Origin of the sequence: Novosphingobium resinovorum, from assembly GCF_036352595.1 — a bacterium.
GTDB lineage: Bacteria > Pseudomonadota > Alphaproteobacteria > Sphingomonadales > Sphingomonadaceae > Novosphingobium > Novosphingobium resinovorum_B.
This window is the reverse complement of the sequence record NZ_JAZFAX010000037.1, coordinates 19,584-40,739: the sequence shown is the minus strand read 5'-3', so window position 1 is coordinate 40,739 and position 21,156 is coordinate 19,584. Positions and strand designations below refer to the sequence as shown.

Below are 21,156 nucleotides of genomic sequence, written 5' to 3'. Positions count from 1 at the left end.
GAGTAGTTGAGGTTGACCTCGCCGGCCTTGAACATGCCGGTGACCAGATAACGGTCGCGCAGTTCCTCGTTGGAGACACACTCCATCATGTCAGGATGGGTGGCGTGATACGTCTTGCAGAACACTGGTTTCCCTCCTTGGGGTATCGGATTGTCTGACGTTGTTCGAATTCGTGGTCTAGTCTCGCCCCGGCGGCGACACGCGGGCGACAAGCGCATGCATTGGCCCTTCGGCAGCAATGTCGCAGTGGCCCTCGGAAACCCAGCACTCGCCCGCGGTCCAGCGATGTCCGTCGATGAGACCGTGACCCTTGATCGGCACGAACCAGGAGACGTCGTCGGCGAGGGTGAACGTATCGCCATCCGCCTCGACGATGCTGTCCACGCTGAAAGGCGCATTACCCGGCTCGACCAGGCATTCGTGCTCGTTTGCGGACACCGTCCGTTCGGGCATGCAATAGGGGCCCAGCTGCGCCACGGCGAGGCCGCGTTCGAGGTGGAGCTCGCGGGGGCGGCCATAGTCGTAGAGGCGATAGGTAACGTCGGCGCTCTGCTGGATTTCCACGATCTGCAGGCCCGCTCCAATGGCATGGATGGTTCCGGCCGGAATGTAGAAGAAGCTGCCGGCGCTGACCGGCTTCCAGTCGAGGAGATCCTGCAGCGATCCGTCCAGAGCCGCGGACCTGACCGCAGCGGCATCCATGGATGCGAGCAGGCCTATGCCCAGCCGCGCATCCGCCTCTGCTTCGACGACATACCAGCACTCCGACTTTCCGAGCGGCAGGCCTACGGCCTGGGCATCGGCATCGTTCGGGTGCACCTGGACCGACAGTTTCTCGCTCGTGAACAGATACTTCACGAGCAGCGTCGAGGCATTCATCGGTGCATCGGTGAACCAGACCTCGCCGACCCGGTCTCCGGACAGGGACGGGAATGCGGACGGGACATCGGTGATCCCCCAGGGCTTCGAAACACTGCGTGCAGTGAGGCGATGGACGGTCATTGACTGCTGCCTTCCACGGCTCTCGCCGGATTGATGATCACCCGGCGGTACCGGGTCAGCGATGGCGATCCATGGTCGGTGATCTGCAGGATGACGTGGATCGGCTTCGTGGTCCCGGATGGAACGGCAACGGTCGTGATCGCCTTGTGGCTGTCACGGATCTGGGGTGAGGCCTCGGGGAACGTCGATCCTGCTTCGGGATAGCTCGACCATGCGAAATCGAGCTGGTCCCCGTCGGGGTCCTGCGATCCGCTGGCATCGAGCGTGATCGTGGTTCCGGGCCTGGCGGCGAGCACGAGCGGGGAGGGCGAATGCGTCCCCTTCAGCGCGATCCGAGGCGCATTGTTGGCGCAGGTGTAGCATCCGGTCAGGGTCCAGGCGATGCGCGCCGCGAAGTCGTTCTGGTAGGCTTTTCGCCACCGCCAGATCGTGGCCTGTCCGCTGCGATAGGTTACGCCGTCCATGCCCACGACGGTATCGGTGGCGTCGGCAAAGAGGCCCTGCTCGGGCGACACGCGGCCGTAGCGGCCACCCCAGCCTCCCCATTCGGGGCGTTCCGGAAAGGACAGACCGTTGCACACGAGGTTCATGAACGAGGGGGTGTCACCCTCCATGGCGTAGAGCCAGGTCGGATACAAAGTGCCGAGAGGACCCTTGCGGATGTTGCGGGACAGCCAGTCGTTCGTCACCAGTCGACCGTCGGGTCCGGTCAGCGCGGGAGCGACGACGTCGGGCTGTCTGTAGAGATCGCCCGAGAACCCGCGCCAGGTCGCGGCCGAATAGTCGCCGAAGGCGTGGATGCTGCCGACCCAGAACAGCCCGGGGAAATTCGTCCTGATCCACGGACCGGCATCGTCCTGGTCGGAGATCGCATAGACCCGCAGCCGGGCGACTGCCTTGTCGACGGCCTCGGGCGCGCGAGTATCGCGCAAGTCTGTCAGCGCCTGAGCCAGGTCCACACCGCCGCCCCACAGGGCGACCCAGAGCGGTCTGGCATCGTCACGGTCAAGGGCGGCGATGATGGCGCGCGAGCCTTCGGTCGCCTTACCTGGTCCGACGCCGGCGAGGCCGTAGCGGGAGCTTCCTCGCTTGACCATGCGCGCAAGGGCGCTGGCTTCAGGGTATCGGCAGTCGTGGACGCGCAGGTTTCCGACGACTTTCGCGTAGGCGGCAATCCGCTCGTCCACGAGTTCCGGGCGAATCTGTTCGTGCTGCCACACCGAGGTCGATGCGACCACCGCCTCGAGGTCTATCTCGTTGGTATAGAGCAGCAGCCGGATGAGCGATTCCGAATCGTCCGGCTCGTTGCCGATGTCCGTCAGGACGATGAGCCGCGCGTTGTCGGGTTCGCGCGGGCAGGCGGCCGCACCGGCCGTAGCCGCGCAACTCGCTATCGTCGCGTAGCCCGCTATCGCCAACGCGCCAAGGCAAGCGGCCCAGCGGGCGGCCCTCGCTCGGAGCCGACCGGGCGGCGACTTCGGGGAGCGTCTGATCTTGTGGTTACGCCAGGCCATGCGTCACGCCCAGTAGGGCGACCAGGGACGACGCAGGCGCATCAGGCCCTCGAGATAGAAGTAATCGCCCCAGATGCAGGCTTCATCGACGCCAGCCTTGTTAGGCATGTGGTAGACGCCGTGAAGCAGCAGCGCGTTGGACCCGTCGACAGGCGCGAGATAGTCGTCCGAGAGCGTCTTCATGATCGCGACGGCCCAGGCCTCGTAAGTCTCGCGAAGGGCATCGGACAGCGGCAGTGCCTGGGCCAGCTCGAGCAGGCCGCAGGCGGCGATGGCGGCTGCCGAGCTGTCCCTGTCGACGCCCTCGTTCTCGGTGAAGATCAGGTCCCAGCAGCAGATGCCATCGTCGGGAAGACGGTTGAGGAAATGGTTCGCCAGCCGCGAGGCGAGGTCAAGGTAGTGCTGCTTGCCGGTATGCCGCCAGGCGAGAGCGAAGCCATAGATGCCCCAGGCCTGTCCGCGCGCCCAGCTGCTGTCGTCAGAGTAGCCCTGGTGCGTGCTGCCGTGGCGCGGTTCGCCGGTGACGGTGTCGATGTAATAGGTATGGAACGTCGAGGCATCGGGGCGCACCAGCAGGCGCGCGGCCTGCTCGAGATGCTGGTCGGCCGCGGCCGCGAAGCGAGGATCGCCGGTCTCGCGGGTCGCCCAGTAGAGCAGCGGCACGTTGAGGTTGCAGTCGATGATCATGCGGCCGCGTTCGGCGGGCACGTCCATGTCGCCCCATGCCTGGATGACCTTCGCCACCGGATCGAAGCGCGCCAGCAGCTGTGCCGCCGCGGCAACGCCGGCATCCCTCGCGTTGCGATCGCCCGTCAGGCGATGACCGGCACAGGAGGACAGGGTGTACAGGAAGCCGAGATCGTGATGGTCGACGTTGATGCGCTTGTCGATCCGGTTGGCGAACGAGACGAGGTTCTGCGCCGCGATCTTGCGGTACTTGTCCGCCCCCGTGAATTCCCACGAGAGCCACAGCATCCCGGTCCAGAAGCCGTTGGTCCACTCGACGTTGTCGATGGGGCCGTAGATGTTGCTTTCGCTAGAGGGCGCGGGAAAATGGGTGTCGAACTGCGGCAGCATGCGATCGACACGGGCCAGTGCTGCGGTGATCCACGCGTCGATCAGGTCCGGACGCGGGCGTTCGAGCGCGCGGTGAGACAGGACCTCGAAGGTAACTTCACTCATCAAAGAGCATCCTCGTAGCGGCGAACGTCCGGTGCGGATGCGATCGCGGCGGTGTCGGGCGCCTGTCCGGCCTTGCGGGGGACAGGCGTGTATTCGGGCGGGGTCGGGGCAAGGGAAATCGCCGACCAGATCCAGAAGAAGAACGCGAAGCCCGCGATCAGGAAGTACGTGTGCTGGAAGCCGAACAGGTCGTAGCCGGTGCCGGCAAGCGGCGAGAGGATGGCGAGGCCAAGCGAATGGCCGAAGCTGACGCCGACCATGTAGACCGTCGAGGCGAACCGGCTCTCGAAGTGGTAGGCGATGTAGCGGAAGATCGAGACGGCCAGGATCGGCAGTTCCACGGCATGCGCCATCTTGCACATAGAGATCGTGACCGGACCGATCGCGAAGCCCGACCCGGCGATGCGAATGATCATGATCATCGCCGCCAGCAGCAGCCCGCGGGTGGCGCCGATCCGGCGCACGATGAGCGGAGCCACGAACATTCCCCCGGCCTCCACGAAGATCTGCGCCGCGTTGAGGTAGCCGAACATCGCGTTGCCTTCCTCGGGCGAGGGGAAGAGCGAGGAGAAATAGAACGGGAACTGCTGGTCGTAGACGAGGTAGAGGTTGGTGACCCCGAGGATCAGGATCATGAACCGCCAGAAGCGCGCCTGGCCGAACAGGGCAAGCGTGTCGCGCAGCTTCAGCTGGTCGGCCGCATGCTGCGCCTCCTCGTCCGGTTCGATCCGGGCAAGGCGGATCAGCGGAATCAGCGCCAGGCCGGCGAGGCTGGCAAGGAAGAAGTTGATCGCCGGATCGAGGTTGTAGAGCCGGCCAGAGAATGCAGCAGCCGTCGCGAAGCCGATCGAGCCCCACAGTCTGGTGCGGCTGTATTCGAAGCCGTAGCGCCGGCCGACGCGGTCGACATAGCTCTCGAGGGCATAGCTGCCCGCCATGAAGGTGAACCCGAGATAGATCCCGCCCGTGGCCGCGCCGAGCGGCAGGCTCCATCGCAGCAGCGGCGCATAGACATACAGGAAGAACGGCCCGGCAAAAATCACCAGCGAGGCGATCATGACCGGCACCACTTTGCGAAAGCCCATGCGATCGGACAGAAAGCCGTAGGCCGGCTGAGCCAGCATTGCGCCGATCGAATTGACTGCGAAGACCGTCCCGGCCTGGGCCCCGTTCAAGTGCAGCGATCGGGTCAGCCAGATCGACAGCAACGACATCGCCATGGCCTGCGCGAAGAAGAACGCAAACAGGAAGGCGCTCAGAACCGCATAGTTTCTTTGTCGATTGGCAAGCACGGCATCCTCGTTCGCTGCGTGGCGGCTGCTTCGATCTCGCGAACGCTCCACATTATGTTATCGATATCATGTATGCAGCTGCGATTCCCGTTTGGCAAGAGCCTAACTTGACACATGGCCAAGAGAGGTTATCGATATCAGTAAGGGAAGTGCGTCACCGTATCAGGTGCTCGCTGGCCGTGACGGCCCTGGAGAGGCAATTTGATGGCAAATGAGTCGAAGCGCAAGGATAGCGGCGCGAAGAGTGCGCATCGCCCTGTCGTGACGATCCATGATGTGGCGCGCCATGCCGGCGTGTCGTCGATGACGGTGTCGCGGGTGATGACCGGCAAGCGGCATGTCAGCGAAGCGATGCGCGAACGGGTGAATGCCGCGATCGCCGAACTCGAGTATTCGCCCAATCTCAATGCGCGCAGTTTTTCGAGCGCGGTGCGGGTAGGCGCGATCTATTCCAATCCCTCCTCGTCGAACCTCGGCACCTTCCTCATGGGCGCGTTTCGCCAGAGCGGGGAGAGCGGCTGCCAGTTCCTCATCGAGCCGGGCGCGAACGAGGCGGAAGCCATCGCCAGCCTCCATCGCCTCGTTGAGGCGCGCATCGGCGGGGTCATCCTGCCGCCGCCGCTGTGCGACTCGCAGGCGCTCCTCGATCTCGCGGCCAGCGCGGACGTGATCCCGCTCGCCTTCGCGACGGCCATCCCCCGTGAAGGCATCTCGGCCATCATCGTCGACGACTACAAGGGTGCCTTCGACATGACTCGCTATCTCATCGGCAAGGGGCACCGCGCGATCGGCTTCATCCAGGGCGATCCGGCGCACTCGCCGTCCCAGCGCCGCGAGCAGGGCTACCGCGCGGCCATGGCGGGCGCATCGCTGACAATCCGCGACGAATGGATCGCGCCGGGTCTGTTCAACTACCGCTCGGGGCTCGATGCCGCGCACACGCTGCTCGACCAGCCCAACCGGCCGACCGCGATCTTCGCCAGCAACGACGACATGGCGGCGGCCGTCACCGCAGTCGCCCATGGCCTGGGTCTGCGGATTCCAGGCGATCTCAGCATCGCCGGCTTCGACGACGCGCAGATCGCCGCCACCATCTGGCCCGAGCTTACCACCATCCGCCAGCCGATCTCGGACATGGCGTCGCGCGCGGTCGCGCTGCTGAGCGACCAGGTGCGCGAGGCACGGACCGGCGCACGGCCGGAAGTGAAGCATGTGCGCGAGATGCTGACACTGGTCGAACGCGCCTCGACCGGCGCACCGATCGACTGAACCGGCTGCGCCTGCAGCCATCCAGACATTTCGCGAAAGGAAAATCGCATGACCATCTTCGGCGCGATCGAAGCGGGGGGCACCAAGTTCGTCTGCGCGGTGGGCAGTTCGGATGGTGGCTCGCTTCGCACCGTCACCATCCCGACGCGCGATCCCGATGCCACCTTCGCGGACGTGGAAGCGTTCTTCCGCTCGGCGACGGACCTCGGGCCCCTGGCGGGCTTGGGTATCGCCAGCTTCGGGCCCGTCGGCGTCGACCCAGCCCAACCCCAGTACGGCCACATCTTGGCGACTCCCAAGCCGGGCTGGGAGGGCACCGACATGATCGTTCGCGCGCGCAAGTTTCTCGACGTGCCGATCGGGCTTGATACCGATGTCAACGCCGCGGCCCTGGCGGAGATCGCGGCGATCGGCGGCGGGCTGCGCGATCTTGCCTATGTCACGGTCGGCACCGGGATCGGGGTCGGTCTCGTGAGTGCGGGCCGTACTGTCCATGGCATCGGGCATCCCGAGGCCGGGCATATTCCCGTCAGGCGTCATCCCGCACATGGCGATTTCGCCGGACTGTGCCCCTTCCACGGGGATTGCCTCGAGGGCCTTGCGGCAGGCCCCGCCGTGGCCGCTGCCTGGGATCTCACGCCTTCCCACGTCCCTCACGACCATCCGTTCTGGGACGTCGAAGCGAGCTATCTCGCGCAGTTGTGTGCCTCGCTGTTCCTGACCACCGGGCCGCAGCGCATCGTGCTCGGCGGAGGGGTGATGAAGCAGGAGCGCCTGCTGCCACTGATCCGGACGCGAACGCTCGAATTGCTGGGCGGCTATGTCCATGCGCTGCGCAGACACGAGGACATGGAGCGCACGATCGTGTCGCCCGCATGCAGGGAGCCGTCCGGGCTCGTCGGAGCCTTCCTGCTCGCCGAGGCCGCCGCAGCCTGACCTGGGAGAAGACCATGCTTCGCACTAGCTTGCTTTCGCTCGCGGCTCTTGCCGCATGTATGACCGCAGGCGCATCCGCTGGAGCAGGCGCCGGAGCAGGTGCCGGTGAGGGACGCTGGATCGCCGATCAGGGCGACGGCACCTATCGCAACCCGGTGCTGGCGGGCGACTATTCGGACCCCGATGCCGTTCGCGTCGGCGACGATTTCTATCTCGTGTCGTCCTCGTTCACGGATGTGCCGGGCCTGCCGATCCTCCACTCGCGCGACCTCGTCAACTGGACGCTGATTGGCCACGCCCTGCGCCGTATTCCCCCTGACGACCATTATCGTACCGCCCGGCGCGGGGGAGGGGTGTGGGCTCCCGCGATCCGTCATCGCGATGGTCGCTTCGTGATCTACTATCCCGACCCAGACCGCGGCATCTTCATGGTCTCGGCGATCGATCCGAAAGGACCATGGAGCGAGCCGGTGCTGGTCGACGGTACCACCGGCGCGATCGATCCGGCGCCGTTCTGGGACGATGACGGCACCGGCTGGCTCGCCTACGCCTTCGCGAAAAGCCGGGCGGGCAAGGGGAACCTCATCGCGCTCAAGCGGCTGAATGCGGCAGGCACCAGGACCGAAGGCCCCGAACGCATCATCATCGACGCCGGGCGAATGCCCGAGGTCGCGACGAGCCTCGGACCGCGTCCCTGGCAGACGACCGAAGGTCCCAAGCTCTACAAGCGCGGTGGATGGTATTACGTGTTCGTCCCCAGCGGCAGCGTCAAGGGCGGCTGGCAGGGCGTCTTCCGCAGTCGCAGGATCACGGGCCCCTATGAGGGGCGTAACGTCATGGATCAGGGCGGCACGGCGATCAACGGGCCGCACCAAGGCGCGTGGATCGATACGCCGGGCGGCGAGGACTGGTTCCTTCATTTCCAGGATCGCGATGCCTATGGGCGGATCGTCCACCTCCAGCCGATGCGCTGGAAGGACGGCTGGCCGGTGATCGGGACCGACGCCGATGGCGACGGCCGCGGTGAGCCGGTGCTCGTGCATCGCAAACCCGGCGTGGCGACTCAGCCGGTCGCGGCGCCGGTCGCCGATGACGAATTCGATCAAGGCTATTCTCTCGCCTGGCAGTTCGGCAGTAACCTGGGAGACGACTCGGCCAGCGTCCAGGACGGATGGCTGAAGCTCAAGTCGGTGACGGGATCCGCGGACCTGTACGAGACCGGGGCGGTGCTGTCGCAGAAGCTTCCGGGACCGGCGTTCTGCGCGAGCACGCTGATGCGCTTTGCGCCTCTGCGGATCGGCGAGCGGGCCGGGCTGGCGGTGCACGGGGTCAACTTTGCTTGGATTGGCCTGGAAAATAGGCCGGAGGGCATGCGGGTAGTGCAGGTGCGCAAGGACGACGAGCGTCCCGGCATGCCGATCGTCGATACGGCAGGGCCGGTGCTGAAGCAGGATCGTGTCTGGCTCAGGGCCTGCGCCAGGCCGGTCATGGTGGATGTGCCGCCCCCCGACTTTGCGCCCTACTGGCCCTCGATGCTGCGCGATACCCGCATGGCGGTGCGCTTCGCCTACAGTCTCGACGGCGCGCGGTACGAAGAGCTGGGATCGACGTTCGAAGCCAGGCAGGGGCGCTGGGTTGGCGCCCAGATCGGTCTCTTCGCGCAGGCTGCCCTCGGCACGCCGGCCGCGGTCGCGACGAGTGCCGGATACGCCCGGTACGACTGGTGGAGGATCGGGCAGTGAAGCCCCTGGCGGTCGTCGCGCTCGGCGCGCTTGCCGTTGGACTTCCCGCACAGGCCACGCCGGCCGCCGCGCCTGGTGTTCTCGAGGTCTACCCACCGCCGCCGGGCAGCGACTACTACACCTCGTTCGACGACACTTTCACCGTGCGGGTACGACAGCCCGGAGGGGAATGGCGGAACCTGTACGAATACCGCGTCATGGTCGATCTCGACAAGCCGCAGCCCGCCTCGATGGTCACCTTCGGGACCAGCGGCCCGGTCGAGGTGGCGATCCAGAAGAACAACGGCGCGGTTCGTCACGTTGCCGTGCGGCCCGCTTCGCGAGGCATCGAGGCCAGGCTCGTCGGCGCGATCGCCTACCTGAAGCTGGATGGCCCGGCGAACCTGTCGGTCGAGTTCGACGATGATCGCCTGCACAACCTCCATCTCTTCGCCAATCCGATCTATCCGGCCGCCGGGCCCGCGAAAGGGCGCACGCTCGTGGCATTCGGTGCCGGCATCCACGTCCCGCCGCCAGGGCAAGACAGCTTCCGTTTCGAATCGAATACCGACGTGCGTCTTGCCGGAGGCGCGATCCTCAAGGGGCAGGTCGATGTCGCCAACGCGCACGATGTGCGCATCGTTGGGCCCGGCATCGTCAAGGGCGGCAAGGAGGGGATAACCGTTCTCCATTCCCAAGCCATCGAGATCGAAGGTCCGATCGTGATCAACCCGGGCCATTATACCTTGATGTGCGGACAGTCGCGTGGGCTGACGATCCGCAACCTGCGTACCTTCAGTGCGGGCGGCTGGACCGACGGCATCGACCTGATGGCCTGCTCGGACGTCCACATCGACGGCGCATTCCTGCGGACTTCCGACGATGCCGTGGCGATCTATGCCGATCGCTGGGACTATCACGGCGATGCGCGCAACTACCTCGTGGAGAACTCGACGCTCTGGGCTGATGTCGCCCATCCGGTGAACATCGGGCTTCATGGCAGCAAGGACGAGCCGCGCACGATCGAGAACCTAGTGTTCCGCAACATCGATATTCTCGATCACGACGAGGACGACCGCGACTATCAGGGCGCGCTGGCGATCACCGATGGTGACAACAATCTGGTCCGCAACGTGGTGTTCGACGACATCCGCATAGACCGGATCGAGGAGGGCATGCTGTTCAATTTCCGGGTGGTCTTCAACCAGAAGTACAGCCTTGCTCCGGGGCGCGGGATCGAGAACATCGTGATGCGTAACGTCCGCTCGAGCAGCGGGAACGCGAACCGCCCCGTCATCGCCGGATTCGACGCTCACAGGACCGTGCGCGATGTCAGCCTTGTCGATGTCGGCGGACCGGATAGGGCTTTGTCACTCGAGGATATCGATGTCGGAGCCTACGCGGAACGGGTCTCGATCTTGCCGCCGTGAAGTGCGGGCACTGTTAAAAAAGGGTCGCCGGCGGAGGAGCCGGCGACCCATCAGGTTTGAGAGGGTTTCTTTGGGAGGAGTCCCCTCTCGTCGCGGAAGCGTCAGCTTCCGAAATTGTAGCGCAGCGTTGCGCCGAAGTTGCGGCCGTTCATGAAATGCTGACGCTCGATCCCGGTCGCGAGATCGGGTTCACCAACGAAGCGGTCGGCCGCCTGATTGGTGAGGTTCGAGGCCGTGATCGCGAGCGAGAAGTTATGTGCCAGGTTGAAGTTGATCGAGGCATCGAGCAGCCCGAAGCTGCGGATGTAGCGGCCGTCGATCGGGTTGGCCGCCAGGCCGAACAGAATCGCTTTGGAACGCCAAGTGTAGACGAGGCGTGCCGAGATCGTCTCGTCTTCGTAAAGCCCGGTCACTGAGTAAGAATACTTGGACGTCAGCGGCTGCATGGTGGTCACCCGCTGGTTGTTGAGCGTCAGCGGGTTCTTTGTCTCGACGTAGGTGAACGAGCCCTGCACGCCGAAGCGGTGCGCGAAGTCGGGAAGGAAGTCGTAGTCGAAGAAGGTCTGCCCTGCCAGTTCGATGCCCCTGGCGGTTCCCTTTTCCGCATTGATGGTCTGGGTGATGAAGTACTGGTCGCCCGAGCAGCTGGTATTGGTGGTCGGCGTTGGGGCGCCGGCGACGCTCTGGCACGAGGATACACCGCTGAAGAACCCGTCGATCTTCTTGTAGAAGAGCGCGGCGGAGACGTAGTTCACCGGCGAGAAGTAGTGTTCGAACGAGAGATCGAAGCTGTTGGCCGTCTGGGGCTTGAGGTTCGGGTTGCCGATCGTGCCCACACCGCTGACCGTGTTGATGATCAGCGAGGGGTTGAGTGCGGAGAACTCGGGACGGGTGATACCCTTGCCGTAGCCGAAGCGCACCAGCGTATCGGGCGTGATGTAGCCTGTCAGGTTGAAGCTGGGCAGTGCGTAGGTATACGACGAGGTACTCTCGCTCGGCACCACGTTGCCAGTATTGAGCGGATCGACCATAGCACGTACGAACGTGTCCGTCTTGACGACGCGAACACCGGCATTGCCCTTGATCCGGTCGTCGAGGAACCCGAAGTCGGCGACGGCGTAGCCGGCGTAGCTCTTCTCGCTGAAGTAGCGTCGGTTGAGCACGATTTCGGCCAGCGAGTCCTCGGGCAGGATTCCCGCGTTGGGGAAACGCGAGCGCACGTTGTCGCCCAGCAGGGCATCGGGTGAGAACGTCAGGTAGCCGCCCCGGTAGCCCGCCTCGCCATTCATGAAGTTGGTGGGGGATGTCGCGACGAGATCCGCCATCGAGGCCACCGATATCGCGTTCGAGCGATCGGCAGCGAGCGCTAGGCCATTGGTGGTCAGGTTGCGGTTGCTGAACGAGTAGTTGCGGTAGCGGTCCTTCTGGGTGGCATAGCGTACTCCGACCTTGATGTCCTTGAGGAAGGAATCGTCGAACTTGTAGACCAGATCGAGCGCGGCAGAGATACCGTCATCATGCCAGGCCTGGTTGGTCGCGTTCGAGTAGTTGTTGAATACCCAGGAACTCGCCGACGACAGGTCGGGGCCGGTGATCGAGACCTGTTGCGGACGGCCGAGATCGCGAGTGATGTCCCAGATCAACCCGGCCGCCGAGGCCAGCGTCACGGCTCGGTTGTCCTGTGTCTGGTCGGCCTTGACGTAGGAGAAGTCGAAATCGACGTCGAGGTGATCGCTGGCCGCCCACTTCGTGCCACCTGCGATCACGAAGGTTTCGTAGCGGCGATGCTCGTCGCCGCCGGTCGTCGACATCCCGGAATTGAGGAACGTGCCGCCGGTGATGCGCTGGCCGGACAGTAGGTCGTTCGACCCGCCGTTCGCGTTGCGGTTGGCCAGCATCTCATCGATCGTGAAGGCCTTTGTCGTAAGATCCTGCGCGTACCGGCTGTCGGTTGCGTTGAGGAAACGATAGTTCTGGTGGTAGAGGTACGAGTTGTAGTTGCCCTCCACGTAGAACTCGAGCCCTGGGCCCGGGCGCCATTGCAAGGCGCCGTTGAGACCCTTGCGGGTGCGGGTATAGTCTTCTTGGGCAATGTTGTTCTGGACGCCGACCGACGTCAGCAGGTTCTGGCGCTCGTCGACCGGGACGGTGGCCGGATTGACATCCGCTAGGTAGGTCACGTCAGAGCGGCCAAGATAGGCGCCGTTGAGATTTAGCCCGGTTCCGACATTGGCGGCATACTCGGCGCTGTCCCCGCGAATGGCCCTGCGGAACTGCGTGCCGCCGACCGAAGGCGTGTTGTCCCCCCGGTTGAAGCTCTTGGAATAGCTCGCCGCCAGCAGAACGCCGATCTCGCCGCCGCCCGGCAGGTCCCAGCGGTTCGACACCATCCCGAAGTATTCGGGCGTGAGCTTCTTGCCGAGATCGTTGTAGCGTCCACCCGCTGCGGCAGACACCGACAAACCCTTGAAATCGAAAGGTTTGCGGGTCCGGATGTCGACAAGACCGCCGATCGCGCCCTCGATGTGCTCGGCCGACGGGTTCTTGAATACGTCGAGCCCGGCCACCATGCCCGGGCTAGCTCCCTCGACATTGAATTCGCGGCTGCCGGCGGTGAAATAGGCGCGCCCATCGACGCGTGATCCGGTCTGGCCCGTAAGGCCGCGAATGGTCAGGCCCGAACCGTTGCCGACGGGCGAAGACGCCTCGCCACCGAAGCGATAGGCCTGCACACCCGGGACGCGGGTCAGGGTCTCGGCTACGTTTGGGTCTGGCAGCTTGCCGATGTCCTGGGCAGTAATGGAATCCACGATCTCCATCGTGTTTTTCTTTGTCTGGACGGCACTCTGCAGACTGGCGCGAATGCCGGTCACGACGATGTCGGCGTCAGCTTGCTCTACGGCCTGCGGCGACGTTGCCTGAGCAGCAGGCGTCTGAGCGAACGCAGGCAGCGCCGCGCAACTTGCGAGCAGAATGGGCGTCAGGCGCATCTTATTCATTGTGATCCCCTCCGTATACCGGGCGCATCTCGCGCCTCGAATTATTGATCCGGTCCTCAGCGTCGCTGCTGATATCGATACCCATTCTGATATCGATATCAGAATGGGTCATCAACCGATTTTTTTATCGGGCTGGTTCTTGGTAATTTTATTGGATGATTTCAGCATCATATGGTGGTTTATCGCCCGTTGGGCACAGATTGTGCGGATTGCCAGGTTGCTGGAATTGAGATGACGGCGCCTTGCAACCATCCTTGCGCAGGTGCTTGTGAGTCGGTGAAGCGACCAGACGCTTTAGTGACAGGACTTGTAGCTCTATTCTGAGAGCAGGCTGAGTGTGCAGTGTGGCAAATTCGCGCGTGCCCGAGGATGGGGAGCGCTCGGCTAGCGCAGCAAAACCGGTCTCGCTTGTCTGCTGATCGACCCGCTGAGACCATAGAATACTGCTGATTTGCAAGGCAATTACTGAGGCGGATAATACCTCGTCGAAGTTTTCGAACGGTAGGATAGCAAAAAACTATTGCCGAAAATTCTGATATCGATATCAGAAATAGCGACAGCACGGCTGCCGAAGAAAATTCAAAACAGGAGAGGATGATGACGCGCTCGCGCATCACTACGCTTGCCGCACTTTCTGCTGGGGTCGCATACGTTGCGATCGCTCCCGTGGCCGCCGCACAGGCTGTTTCAACGAGCGCCGTTGCGCCGCAGGAAGAGGCCACTACGGAGGAAATCATCGTTACGGGCGTTCTTCGCGATACTACGGCCTCCAAGGCCCCGGTTGCCGTCACCACAGTGAGTGAAGAGCGGATTCGCGATACGGTCCCCGTCAGTGCTGCCGACCTCCTCACGGAGATTCCCGGGGTCGTCGTCAACAGTGACGCCGGAGAGACGAAGAATACCGTGTATGCGCGCGGCCTTTCCAATGGCACGGCATCCGGAACATACGGGTACTACTGGACAACAATCCTCGAGGACGGGATGCCCGTCGTCCCTGCGCCTTATTCGAATTTCCAGCCCGACATGTTCCTACGTGCCGACGCGACCATCAGGCGGGTCCAGGCTGTGCGCGGCGGATCTGCCGCCGTAACTGGACCGAACGCCCCGGGCGGCTTGTTCAACTATATCTCGAAGACCGGGCTCTCGGACCCCGGCGGACTGGCGATCGTGCGCCTCGGCATCGAGGGTGAGGACAATCCCTACCAAAAGTTCGATCTCTACTATGGCTGGCGCAACGAGGAACGTGATCTCGGCTTCTCGATTGGTGGCAATTATCGTCGCAGTTTCGGCTATCGCGACATTCCCTACCCGCTCAATCGCGGGGGGCAGATCAAGGCCAATGCCAACGTCAATTACGTTTCAGGCCTTGGATCGGGCGGTTTCCTTGTGAGTTTCAAGTACCTGAACGACCACACCGGCAACCTCGACAATTATCGCCCACTTGCCTACGGCTTCGACAATCCGCAGTTTACCGAGCAATTCGGCAACTCCGTCAATTTTCTGCCCACCGGCGATCTGTCGCATACCGTGCCGTTCGGCGGCAATGGTGACACGCGCGAATGGAATCCGAGCGACTTCAGCCATGAGAAATCGATCGCTGGAGGTATCAAATGGGATCATGAATTCGGTGGCGGCTGGTCGTTCACGAACAATTTCAGAATCCAGCGCAATCAGGTCAACCACACATACGCCACCGATATCGGCTACCAGAGCCTGCTGAATGCCGACACGTTCCGCCTGCTCGGGACTCAGGCCGCGGGGCTCGCGAACACGCCCGGCTTCTTCACGCTGAGCGACCGGTCCACCGGACAGGTTCTGGCCCGCGTTTATCGAATCACTGCCACAAGCCAGAACGGGGTCTGCGTCACGCCGGTAAGCAATGGCTACTGTATCGATCGCAACACGCCCAATATCCTGCCGAATCAGAGCATCGTCAACCAGGCGCCGATCGACAGTACAAATCTTATCCTGACCGTGGGATCGTCCAACTCGAGCGGCGTGATCCGCAGCCGCGACATCACCGACCAGTTTACCCTGACCAAGGACTTCGGTCCGGTCACGGTGACTGCGGGCAGCTACTTCAACCTGACCCGCTTCTCCAGGGACTTCGCCTATGCGGGGCGCGGGATCATGCCGCTGCAGAACAATCCGACCACGCTGGACGTCGACTTCCAGACCACGACGACGACTGCGGCCGGCGGCGCCGCCGGCACCGTCTACCAGCTGACCGATCCGACCGGCTTCGGCGCGCTGGGAAGCAGCACCGGCCTCACGCTTCGCGACCGGGCCAATGTCCGCGAGATTTCGCCGATGTTCGGGATTACCTGGGAGCCGACCAGCCGCCTGCTGTTCGATTTCGGCGCGCGCTACACGTTCTACCGGGGCTGGGGCGTCAACCAGCGCTATTCGACCAATCCGAATGCGGCGTCGCGCACCTTCGGCGGCATCGATGGCGATCCACTGACCCTGTACGACAATCTCTACGCGATCGAATCGGCAGCGACGACGTTCCGCTACGACAAGAGCACCAGGTTCCTGCAGTACAGCGGTGCTGTCAGCTACATGATCAGCAACCAGGCCGCGCTCTATGCCCGTTATACCAAGGGAAGAAAGAACAACGATGCATTCTGGGACGGATTCAATGTCTCCCAAACCCTCGCCGACCAGTTCTCGCTCGACCCGTTGCCTACGATCGAGCAGTACGAGCTGTCGCTGCAGTTCCGCAATAAATGGCTGACCTTCAATCCGGTGGTGTTCTACACCGACCTGACGAATGTGGCGGTGCGCAACAACGGTGGTCTGCTTGCCGATGGCGTCACGCGCTATACTACGCGGCCCTTCTTCAGCCATTATCGCTCGTACGGCCTGGAGCTGGACAATACGATCCGCTTCACGCGCTGGTTCGACATCCGCAATGTGTTGACCCTGAACAAGGGCAAGACCGTCTCGTTCGCCTCGATCAGCCTTGGAACCTGCAACGGGGTGCCTACGCCCGAGAAGTGCCCCAACGGTATCCTGCCTCCCGACGACGATACCGCCACTTATCTGTCCGGGCCGCAGGAGCGCGCGGCCGTCGTAACCTACAACGGAACCGCGAACGTCCATTTCGGCCCCTTCGCGGCGTACTACCGCTTCCGCTACATCAGTTCGCGCCCGGTGACCGTTCGCGACACCTTCCGCCTGCCTGCGCAGAAGCTTTCGGACATCGGCCTGCGCTACAACCTGAGCAAGGCGGTCACCCTCAACCTCAACGTCAACAACCTGTTCAACGACATGAACCCAACCCAGCTGAGCCAGGTCGGCACGCGCCCGCCGGAGCTTACGGAAGAACAGTTCCTGGAAATGTACCCCAATGCGCTGTCGCAAGTGCAGACGAACGCACCGCGATCCTACTTCCTGACCGTCTCCGCCCGCTTCTGATCCTTTGCGGCTACCGTCACGCCGCTGGTGCCGGTGCGCCGGTGGCGTGACCGCCCGCGTCGCAAGACAACGAGACACCGCAATGCACTCAGCGCGTATCATGGCCTCGACCTCCCTTCATTCCCTCGGCCCCGCCTTGTGCTGCGTCCTGGCCTGTCCCGCCTCGGCGCACGATGCGCAAACCCCAATTGATCGCATCGTGTTTGCCGACGCGCGCGATCGTGATGCGCATCATGTCGATCTGCGCGACGGCGCGATCGTGGCGGGGGGACTGGGGCAGAACGGCGTCCAGTTGCATGCGCCGCCGTCGGGCTGGCGCGGCGGGTCGATCGCCTTCCGCCTCAAGGTCAACCCGGATGAATTGAACTATCTCACTGTGCGCCTGTGGGGCGGCGAGACGGTGGACGGCAACCTGATCCTGTCGTGCGACGGCAAGCAGGTCGGGGACCGGGTCCTGAGCGATCACGATGCCCTCGACTTCGGATCGCACGCGCCGCAGTTTCCCGGCGCGTTCTTCTATCGCACGACCGCCTTGCCAATGTCCGTGACCCGCGGGCGCAACGAGATTTCGTGCGAGGTCGAGGCAACCGGCCCGATATTCTCCTACGGCGCGACCTTCGACAAGTTCCAGCGGCCGATGAGCGTGCCCTCGCGCATCATCTACGCTCTGGAGACCCATGCCTCGGCATGGGCGCCCGCCATTTCCGGACTGCCCGATGGCCGGACCGATGTGGCGCCCAGGCGTCCCGGGCCGGGCAGGATCGTGCCTCAGGCCGCGGGAAGCGAGGTGCTGTCGCAAATCCGCGCGCGCATCGAGAGTTCTGCGGAAGGACTGGTCAAGGCGCAGAGGCCGCTTGGCCAGCACGAAATTCTGTTCCTCGCCCAGCTCAGGCACAAGTCCTGGACACGGCTGGCGACAGATCCCCAGCTCCAGCGGGCGATCGTCAGGGGCATCGACCACTTCATCGCCGCCTATGCCGCCAACCCGGACATCGTACGCGACGAGAAGAGCACCTGGAACCCCGACTGGTTCGGGTTCGGTCCGATCGGCCAGACCCTCGCACTCGATCCTGCTTCGTTCGCACCTTATCTGGACGAGCAGGTGGCGTGGACGGGCGCAACGCGCATTTCGCGCCGCGCCGCGCTGACCCGGATGCTAATGGCGAGCCGGGATTGGCTGCGCACGCACCGGCGTTTCTACACCAATCAGTCGATGATCGTCGATTGCTACGGAATCTATCTCGCGAATCGGGGGTTGGCGGTGGTCTCGCCCCAGTCGGCTTTCTCCGAGGAGCGGGCACGGCGCTATCTCTACGAGGCGGTCGGCATCGAGGAATGGCGCGGCGACGATCTGCCCGACGGCGGGCACAGTTACGACGCAGGTGGTCCCGATGGCACCAAGGCGCAGCCCTACCGGGTTCCGCACGGCTACCATCTGGTGTCGCGCACCGGCCTTACGCGCGAATTGGGGTACGTCGGCAATTATGGCGAGGTGCAGGACTGGGTCGGCGCGATCTACGATGCGACGCGCAGCAAGCCCGGCGCGCCCGGCGACGAGAGGATCCGTGCCCAGCTTGCGAAGATCGCGCGTGCCCGCGCGCCGTTCCGTTACCCCGGGATCGATGACGATGGCTTCCTGGCCATGCGTATGATGAGCGATGTCGGCTGGCGCGATCTCAAGTCGCCTGGGGAAGTGACGTATCTGCAGCGGCCCCGGCCCGGTGCCGGAAGTCCGTTCGAGGCCGCGGTCTTCACGGACGATCCGCAACTCGTCGGCTATGCCCAGCAGATGATCGGCGACAACGCGCTGTGGCCGAGCCTCGCGGCAACGCTGGCCGACAGGAGCTTTCGCACCACGTACGGCCTGCTCAACGTCATCGATGACGTCGCGGATATCGCCAGCCACGCGTTGCAGGACGTTAAGCTTCCGATGGCGGCCGGTCAGCCCGATTTCGCGTTTGCGGATCCCGAAACCGGTGTCGTGGCGCTAAAGCGCGGCGAGGAGCGTTTCTACGCCTCGTTGTACTGGCGGGCGAATCGGGGCGTGAATAATCTGGGGCGGGTATGGCTCGGGTCACCTTCGGCGAACCGCATCGCGACCGTCGCGGTGGAGACTGGATTCGTTCCCGGCGGGGCTTTCTGGACGAGACCCGACAAGGTCGTTTTGGTGAAGGGAGAGGCCATCAATCGGGCCTATGGTAAGGCGCTCGCGGAAGCCGGCGAGCGCTTGCCGCTGGTACGCGCGCCCGAGGGGTTGACGGTCGTTCCCGGCGAGGACAGCGTCTTCGCGGGGCGCGGTGAAAGCTATGTGCTGCGCTATGGTGGCTATTTCGTCGCAATCAATATGAGCGAGACAAAGCCGCTTTCGATCACCGTGCCCCGGCATGAGGGTCCGGAGCTGCTGTCCCGCGCGAGCATGCCGCAGGGGCGCAAGATGACCCTTGAGCCATTGTCGAGCGTGATTTTCTTTGATCCAGCCGAACGATGACCACATGCCGGATCTGTCCGGCCCAACCAGTCAGATCGGTACGCCTTCGTCGCTGCGCGTACGCACGGCAAGCTGCTAGCGGACCGCTGTCCAGTGCAAGTTGAATGCAACATCTCCAGGCAGGGTGGGCCGGCAATTCAAATTTTCTGGCGGTTAGCTTTATTATCGATAACCCAACGGGGTATCGCGGTACGAGCGATGCCGGGGTCCGCATTCTTGGTGGTCAAGGCATGCGAGACGCCGCGCCGGGACGTCACCTGCCCCCGCAGCCACTGGCGACACGGTGCGCACGTCTCTGGTGCAACGGGTAATGAGTCTACGCCATAACGTCCGCACCTGGCCGTTTCCCACAACGCAGTGCAGAATTGGCGCAATCACTTGTCCATCTCCCGCATAGATACTGCATAAGAGCTGCGGCGCTTTGCTCTTGAGGCAGCACGCGCCGGAAGGCATGAGGCTTGGATGCCCATGAACCCGCGCAGTGACAATACCCCACCCACCGTGGCTGACCCGCAGGTGTCGCTTCGATCTGCTTTGCTCGAAGCTACGGTGGGCCTGGCCTATACGGAGGGCTTTGACGGTATCAGCCTGCGGTCGGTCAGCGGCAAGATCAGCAAGAGCACGACCGTGATTTTCCAGCACTTCGGCGGACGGCAGGGGTTGATCGACGCCGCGTTGGATCATGCACTTGCGCATGAGCGTCTACGCCATGATGCCTTGCTGGCCGAGATCGATGGGTTTCCAAATGAGCCGATGGCTCTAGCGGAGCTTGTGGCCTACTACGTAAAGGCTGCTGATCGGGATGCGAACGCCCGGTTCTGCCTGGAAGCCATGCTCCACCCGGAAACTCTGACCGATCCCTCCGCCCGGTTGCAGCAGTGGAGTGATGTGCGCGGCGCATTCTGGAAGACGGTGACGCAGTCCGCGTCCTCCATCATCCGCCTGCTGGCCGATTACACCGTGATGGAGCAGGCCTTCTGCACGGCGTTGCGTGGCGAACCGGCATACGATCAGTTGTTGCGCACCACTGCCCGCGCTGCCTGCCTGGGCAGAATTCCGTTCGACCCTGAAGCCGACGATCCCATTCTAGGCTGGGCGCGACAGAGGGCCTTTCCTGCGTTGGGAGAGAGTACGGCGAAGGACGCTCCGATGGAGCCCCTCGTGGTGACCGTCGCACAGCGGATCGCGAACGAAGGAATCAACGCCATCAATCTGCGCCGCATCGCTCTGGACGAAGGGGTTCCCCCGTCGCTCATCATCTATCACTACGGCGATTTTGCGGCCTTTCTGTCTGCTGCGATCTGGCGGGCGATGATGCATGAATTGCCAGCCTATCTGGACCAGACCGACCCGACGGATGACGAAGGTCGTGCAAACTGGCTGGCCGGATTGCGGGCGGCGGTCACGCCAGGCCCGACTGGCGCATCTAACGGGTTCTACGTGCGCTATGCCCGCATTCTGGGGCAGGTCTGCCTTCTGGCCCGCCAACGACCCGAGCTTGTGCCGCTGGTGCGGCAGTTGCGCGCGATCGAGGGCATGGGGATACATCGTGCCAGCCTCAACGCATGGCCGCGCGAGTTCCGCCTCGACCCTGCAGCCGCTTCTACCTTCTCGATTTGGATCAAGTCCCATGCTCTGTCGCGAATCAGCGCACCGGCCTCTTCCGGTTCCGAAGACGATATGGCGATGATCCTTCGCGCCCTGATTGGAAATGTGTCAAAAAACTGAACTGATGTTTTTATTCGCCCGCCAAACGTATGGATTTAAGCCGAAAAATCATCTGTTCTTCAGGATCTCAGCCCAGTTAGCCTCGATCAGAAATTTGAACTGATGTCACCGAACTGACGCAAAGCCCGTTTATCCGCGCCCTCATTGAATTGTCGTTACCTCTTCTTGTGGCGGT

The 21,156-nt window shown here is 63.4% G+C and carries 13 protein-coding genes and 1 pseudogene; 8 read left to right on the top strand and 6 right to left on the bottom strand.

Features of this window, described 5'->3' with window-relative positions:
• The 5 genes and pseudogenes from V2S85_RS23145 to V2S85_RS23125 all read right to left on the bottom strand — a co-directional run.
• Nucleotides 1-125, bottom strand: a pseudogene (locus V2S85_RS23145) (5-dehydro-4-deoxy-D-glucuronate isomerase); the annotation flags it as partial.
• 52 nt (nt 126-177) lie between these two features.
• Nucleotides 178-1,002 carry a class I mannose-6-phosphate isomerase gene (locus V2S85_RS23140; RefSeq protein WP_330705158.1) on the bottom strand — a complete coding sequence of 275 codons (825 nt, stop codon included), beginning with the start codon at nt 1,000-1,002 and terminating at the stop codon, nt 178-180.
• Nucleotides 999-2,420 (bottom strand): DUF1593 domain-containing protein, encoded by a 1,422-nt coding sequence (locus tag V2S85_RS23135; RefSeq protein ID WP_330705157.1) that lies wholly within the window; start codon nt 2,418-2,420, stop codon nt 999-1,001. Before V2S85_RS23135 ends, V2S85_RS23140 begins: the two co-directional genes overlap by 4 nt.
• 99 nt (nt 2,421-2,519) lie before the next feature.
• Nucleotides 2,520-3,698, bottom strand: coding sequence for a glycoside hydrolase family 88 protein (locus V2S85_RS23130; protein ID WP_330705156.1), 1,179 nt, complete (start codon nt 3,696-3,698; stop codon nt 2,520-2,522).
• Entirely contained in the window at nt 3,698-4,990 is a 1,293-nt protein-coding gene (locus V2S85_RS23125) for an oligosaccharide MFS transporter (RefSeq protein ID WP_330705155.1), read from the bottom strand. The genes V2S85_RS23130 and V2S85_RS23125 overlap by 1 nt, the downstream gene beginning before the upstream one ends.
• Nucleotides 4,991-5,194: 204 nt before the next feature.
• Here V2S85_RS23125 and V2S85_RS23120 point away from each other — a divergent pair, with 204 nt between their 5' ends.
• From V2S85_RS23120 to V2S85_RS23105, 4 genes are read left to right on the top strand one after another with little or no spacing between them, the layout of a single operon-like run.
• Nucleotides 5,195-6,259, top strand: a complete 1,065-nt coding sequence (locus V2S85_RS23120; RefSeq protein ID WP_330705154.1) for a LacI family DNA-binding transcriptional regulator — start codon at nt 5,195-5,197, stop codon at nt 6,257-6,259.
• A gap of 48 nt (nt 6,260-6,307) precedes the next feature.
• Nucleotides 6,308-7,195 carry an ROK family protein gene (locus V2S85_RS23115; RefSeq protein ID WP_330705153.1) on the top strand — a complete coding sequence of 296 codons (888 nt, stop codon included), beginning with the start codon at nt 6,308-6,310 and terminating at the stop codon, nt 7,193-7,195.
• A gap of 14 nt (nt 7,196-7,209) precedes the next feature.
• Complete coding sequence (locus V2S85_RS23110; RefSeq protein WP_330705152.1) at nt 7,210-8,937, top strand: glycoside hydrolase 43 family protein; 1,728 nt, start codon at nt 7,210-7,212, stop codon at nt 8,935-8,937.
• Nucleotides 8,934-10,346 carry a glycosyl hydrolase family 28 protein gene (locus V2S85_RS23105; protein ID WP_330705151.1) on the top strand — a complete coding sequence of 471 codons (1,413 nt, stop codon included), beginning with the start codon at nt 8,934-8,936 and terminating at the stop codon, nt 10,344-10,346. Before V2S85_RS23110 ends, V2S85_RS23105 begins: the two co-directional genes overlap by 4 nt.
• 101 nt (nt 10,347-10,447) lie before the next feature.
• On the opposite strand, the gene V2S85_RS23100 is transcribed toward V2S85_RS23105, so the two are convergent.
• The gene (locus V2S85_RS23100; RefSeq protein ID WP_330705159.1) at nt 10,448-13,336 is read right to left on the bottom strand and encodes a TonB-dependent receptor; all 2,889 of its coding nucleotides are present in this window, start codon (nt 13,334-13,336) and stop codon (nt 10,448-10,450) included.
• On the opposite strand from V2S85_RS23100, the gene V2S85_RS23095 reads away from it, so the two are divergent.
• The 4 genes from V2S85_RS23095 to V2S85_RS23080 all read left to right on the top strand — a co-directional run bounded on the left by V2S85_RS23095 (nt 13,320) and on the right by V2S85_RS23080 (nt 20,981).
• On the top strand, nt 13,320-13,580 hold the full coding sequence (locus tag V2S85_RS23095) for a hypothetical protein (RefSeq protein ID WP_330705160.1): 261 nt from the start codon (nt 13,320-13,322) through the stop codon (nt 13,578-13,580). The two genes, V2S85_RS23100 and V2S85_RS23095, sit on opposite strands and share 17 nt — an antisense overlap.
• Nucleotides 13,581-13,942: 362 nt before the next feature.
• Complete coding sequence (locus V2S85_RS23090; RefSeq protein ID WP_330705150.1) at nt 13,943-16,765, top strand: TonB-dependent receptor domain-containing protein; 2,823 nt, start codon at nt 13,943-13,945, stop codon at nt 16,763-16,765.
• Nucleotides 16,766-16,811: 46 nt separating this feature from the next.
• A complete protein-coding gene (locus V2S85_RS23085) occupies nt 16,812-19,253 on the top strand; it encodes a hypothetical protein (protein ID WP_330705149.1) in 2,442 nt (813 codons plus the stop codon).
• 462 nt (nt 19,254-19,715) lie between these two features.
• Nucleotides 19,716-20,981, top strand: a complete 1,266-nt coding sequence (locus tag V2S85_RS23080) for a TetR/AcrR family transcriptional regulator (protein ID WP_330705148.1) — start codon at nt 19,716-19,718, stop codon at nt 20,979-20,981.
• The last annotated feature ends 175 nt before the right edge of the window (nt 20,982-21,156 follow it).